The sequence below is a fragment of the Armatimonadota bacterium genome (assembly GCA_013314775.1).
Classification (GTDB): Bacteria; Armatimonadota; Zipacnadia; order Zipacnadales; family JABUFB01; genus JABUFB01.
Map to the genome: position 1 here is coordinate 1 of JABUFB010000036.1, position 3146 is coordinate 3146.

Consider the following 3146-nt stretch of genomic DNA (forward strand, 5'->3'; position numbering starts at 1 on the left):
AGGCACAGCCGTCACCCCGAAGGCAGACCACCCGTGGAAGAAACCCTACAAAGGAGACTCCCGACCCCAACGGCAGTAGGACATTTCTACTTTGCACAAAACCGGACATTTCTACTTTGCGTTGACATTCATGGAGATGGATGTTGACTTCTCTTTAGTCATCCGCTATACTGCCCCCGTGCGACGTACCAAGGCCGCTATCTGGGGGTCGTAACCCATGCCAATCTACGAATACAAGTGCAAGAAGTGCGGGAACACCTTTGAAGTTCAGCAGGGCTTCGGCGACGAGCCCGTGAAGACCTGCACGGCCGAGAACTGTGGCGGTCGCGTTCAGAAGCTGTTCAGTCCACCTGCCATCATCTTCAAAGGCAAGGGCTTCCATGTCACCGACTACGGCCGTGGCAGCTCGGGCCGTTCCGGGACCCAAAAGCCGGCCCCGTGTTCCGATGCCGGGGTGTGCGAGACCTGCCCGAAGGCCGCCGAAGCCGCCGCAGGCAGCTGAAGCCAGCGCGGGCACAGCTCCGGACCAATATCCAGGACGGCTCCCCAGAAAAGGGGAGCCGTCTTCGCCTTCGGGCTACGGCTCCACAATCACCTTCAGCGCACCGTACTGCTCTTTGTGCCGGGCGACGTCGAACGCCCGGACCGCATCCTCGATGGGGAACCGGTGCGTGATCATCGCTCCCACACGCACAACGCCCTCCGCGAGCAGGTCCAGCGCGGTCTGGAAGTCCTCGTACTGGTGATTGCTAGATGTGGTGACGATGCGCTCACCCGCAAGAGCGCCGTCTGAAAGGGAAAGGTCGCTCGCGCCGGCCATAAGCATGAGCGTACCACCCCGCGCCAGGCAGCCGAGGGCTGCCTGCTGCACCGCCGGATCCCCGGTTGTCTCGAAAATGCAGTCCGCGCCGCGCCCGCCCGTGGCCTCCCGGACGGCCTCTGCCACCGCCTCCGGCCCAATAGCGCCTGAGAGCGCCTGTTGCGCGCCCAACTCGGTGGCACAGGCCAGGGCGGCATCATACACATCCGCGACTACAGCCGCGCCAGCGCCGAATGCCCTTGCGGTTTGGAGGATCATCAGACCGATGGGGCCTGCTCCCCACACCGCAAGGCGCGCACCCGGATAGACTGACGCCCTGCGCACGGCATGCACCGCCACCGCAAGGCCATCCAGAAAGGTGGCTTCAGCACAGGAAAACCCGGCCGGCAGCCGGTAGATGAACTCGCTCCAGACCGGACACCATTCCGCCATTCCACCGGGGTTGAAAGTCTCCGTCTCCCAGCCCGCGCCATGGCCAAGGTGGGCAGTGGCAGCGCAGAGGCTCTCCCGTCCGCGGCGGCAGTCCAGGCATTGGCCGCAACCTTTGAAGGCCAGCGCGGTCACCGGGCTATCCGCGTGTTCCCCACCGATTTCGTGGCCGAGGATCATATTGGGTGGATTGGGTTTCTCAACCCCCAGCGTGTGCTTCGCCCAAGGGTTCTCGCCCTCGAAATACCGCAGATCGCTCCCGCAGATGCCGCAGGCGCGAACACGTACCAGTTCGGTGCCCTTGCGGGTCTCAGGAATGGGGACGTCCATGACCGCAAGATCACGCGGCCCGCGCAGAACTACTGCTTTCATAAGCCTTGCACCAGGGGGTACGCCTGTGCCGGGGTCGCACGGGCGCGGATGGTCAGGTACAGGCCAATTCCCCGCATGTGATGCAAATCCTCCAGCCACGGAGCGGGTCAGAACGGAAGGGGGAGCGAAACAGCGGTATTCTCGGGGCGTTGGGCAGAGGTCCGTCGCGAGTTAGCGCCCGGCCTCAAGGAAGACCCTCACCAGGCTCCGAATAGCCGGGGCTTGCGAGAGAGGGCGTGCTGCCGGTAGTGAGCCGGGCGTCGGGATCAAGCAGCCGCCGACCGGCGTAGTCCTCGAAAACATTGGGACTAAGAGCAGTCGCGTCCCGCCGGAAGTTGCTGGCGTAAGACATTCCGAACGAACTGGGTTCGCTGGGGGGTGCGACCGTGCGTCGGCCCGCCTGCTCCACCGGACCATCCAGACCGTTGTCGGCGAAGGTGAAACATGGGGCCTTTGCAGGAGGTGCTTGTCTGATGGTCGGCGCGGCCGGCTCCTCCGAAGGTCGGCGTGAGACGGCAGGAGTCGGGCGTGATGCGAGGCGTCTGCGCACCGGCGACGCGCGTCGCTCCGAGACGGAAGCTTTCCGAACTCCAGCCACCGCACTGGCAGCGGAGGCCTCGGGCTCAGGAGTAGCAGGCGGGGTAGCAGAGGCTGGTTCCGGCCTCGGCTCGCCTGCGCGGACTGCATTGAGAAACGCAAATGAGGCCGCATCGATCTTCGTGACTGTCGCGGTGGCGGTGGTATCCGCGCCGGAAGCCAGGAGGCTTGCGGACACGTCATCGGCGGAACTGGGACCACGACCGATGAGTTGCGTGGCTACCAGGTAGAACATGAGCGCGCCGATGAACAGGCTTGCGCAAGTGCCGATGAACGCGGGTGAGCCGACGGGAGGGGTACTGGCGCTTTCGACAATGTGGCGCTCTTCTTCAGCCAGGAGCAGCGCGCCCTTGATGCGGCTGCACAGGTCTGGAGGAACCGGGATGGGAGCGTCCGCGGAACGCCTGAGAGCCTCGCGGGCGAAGCGGACTTCCTCGAGGATCTCGCGGCAAGCGGCACACGAGTCCAGATGGGACGATAGCGAACGGCTCTCCGCAGCCGGGAGCTGGCCGTCCAGATACGCCCCAATTCTAAGCCTCGCAGCACGACAGGTCATCCGGTGGACAACCCTCCAAAGGGCTTGCCAGATGGGTTGGCGTCAGTCTGAGGCTGGACGGTCCACACGGATCGTCCCCTGCTGGTAGCGCCGGAACTGGGCCGCGAAGGCGTCTCTGGCCCTTGCAACCCGGGACTTGAGTGTGCCAAGAGGACACCCGACGGTGCGGGCCGCTTCCTCATAGTCCATACCCTGGAGATCAACCAGGGCGAGGACTGCCTGATGCTTGGGCGACAGGGTGCGCAATCGGGTAGGCGGGGTCGTTGCCGACCCCGCCTCCCACACCACCCGGCATGCGGGTCCGCACCGGGCGGTTCACGCAGCGGCAAGCGCCTCGTACCGTTCAAGTAGGCTGTGATAGCCCAGTTCCGC

3 protein-coding genes and 1 pseudogene are annotated in these 3146 nt (G+C 64.7%); 1 reads left to right on the forward strand and 3 read right to left on the reverse strand.

From position 1 onward, the window contains the following. Window positions 1–217: 217 nt before the first annotated feature. Window positions 218–502 (forward strand): annotated as a pseudogene (locus tag HPY44_22340) (zinc ribbon domain-containing protein). 75 nt (window positions 503–577) lie between these two features. Here HPY44_22340 and HPY44_22345 read toward each other — a convergent pair. The 3 genes from HPY44_22345 to HPY44_22355 form a co-directional block, all read right to left on the reverse strand. After that, window positions 578–1621, reverse strand: coding sequence for a zinc-binding dehydrogenase (locus HPY44_22345; protein NSW58759.1), 1044 nt, complete (start codon window positions 1619–1621; stop codon window positions 578–580). 184 nt (window positions 1622–1805) lie between these two features. Then, on the reverse strand, window positions 1806–2774 hold the full coding sequence (locus HPY44_22350) for a zf-HC2 domain-containing protein (protein ID NSW58760.1): 969 nt from the start codon (window positions 2772–2774) through the stop codon (window positions 1806–1808). A 42-nt stretch (window positions 2775–2816) separates the two neighbouring features. Beyond that, window positions 2817–3062 carry a hypothetical protein gene (locus HPY44_22355; protein ID NSW58761.1) on the reverse strand — a complete coding sequence of 82 codons (246 nt, stop codon included), beginning with the start codon at window positions 3060–3062 and terminating at the stop codon, window positions 2817–2819. Between the last annotated feature and the right edge of the window lie 84 nt (window positions 3063–3146).

What these genes read in the sequence shown, in the direction of transcription:
- HPY44_22350 (NSW58760.1), bottom strand. Translation starts at nt 2,774, where the DNA reads ATGACCTGTCGTGCTGCGAGGCTTAGAATTGGGGCGTATCTGGACGGC.
- HPY44_22345 (NSW58759.1), bottom strand. Translation starts at nt 1,621, where the DNA reads ATGAAAGCAGTAGTTCTGCGCGGGCCGCGTGATCTTGCGGTCATGGAC.